1 protein-coding gene is annotated in these 1,167 nt (G+C 49.1%); it reads left to right on the top strand.

Annotated features, from left to right (window positions below):
* On the top strand, nucleotides 1-1,167 hold a 1,167-nt coding region (locus AB6735_RS27915), incomplete at both ends, for a condensation domain-containing protein (RefSeq protein WP_370999464.1).

The raw sequence follows: 1,167 nt of genomic DNA on the forward strand, positions 1-1,167 counted from the left end.
CGTCACTTTATCGTTTGAGCGATTTGCAGCAGGGAATGTTGTTCCATGCCCTTTATGAACACGGCAGCGGTGCATATGTTGAGCAGTTTGGTTGCGAGCTGGCCAATGTAGATGTAGCGCAATTCATCAACAGCTGGGCCCATTTGATCAGGCGACACAGTATATTGAGGAGCGGTTTCGAATACGATACTTTTAAGGTGCCTATTCAATGTGTATACAAAGAGGCTGTGATGCCTGTGGATGTGCTGGATTACCGGAAAAAGAATGAGGCTGAACAGGCGCGGGCCATCAGGGATTATGAAGATGCCGATCGGCGTCGCGGCTTTGACTTTAAAGCGCCTCCACTAATGCGCGTAGCTCTCTTCCGGTTGAGTGAGGAGCGTTACTATATGCTCTGGAGCCATCATCATATAATTTGTGACGGCTGGTCTGGCTCCCTTTTAATGGGCGAATTCCTCAGTGTTTATGAGAACATGGTGACCGGAACTGAACTGCCGGATGTCCCCGAAGATAAATATGAAGATTATATACGTTATATAGAAAGTCGGGACAAACACAAAGAGCAGCAATACTGGCGTAGTTACCTCAAAGGTGTAGAAGCTGGCAGCCTGTTGCCTTTTATAGCAACGAAAACGGAGCGAAATAAGGGTTTGGGACAATATAAACAGGCGCTCCTGTTCCTCGATGAGCATAAAACGGCCACGATAACGGCCTATGCGCAAAGTCATAAGATTACTGTCAATACCATCATGCAGGGGGTGTGGTCATACCTGCTTCACCGGTATACAGGAAATGCTCATATTGTCTATGGTGTAACGGTATCCGGACGGCCCGATGATCTGCCCGGGGTAGAGGACCGCGTGGGTATGTATATCAACACCCTTCCCCTTCATTCTCTGCTCGGGGAAAGCCTGGGGATAACGGAATGGCTGCAGTCCATCCAGCAGCAGCAACTGGAAAGCAGGGAGCATCAGTATACTGGGTTAAATACGATCCAGGGCTGGACGGGCATACAGGGTGACCTCTTCGATACCTTGCTTGTATTTGAGAATTACCCCGTAAGTAAGGTCATTTCTTCGCGGTCATGGCTGTTGGAGGCAAGCAACCCCAAGGTGCAGGAGCAGGGGAATTATCCTTTGACAATAACCGTAAACGCGGGAGCAGCTA

The organism is Mucilaginibacter sp. RCC_168 (genome assembly GCF_041355315.1).
Lineage (GTDB): Bacteria > Bacteroidota > Bacteroidia > Sphingobacteriales > Sphingobacteriaceae > Mucilaginibacter.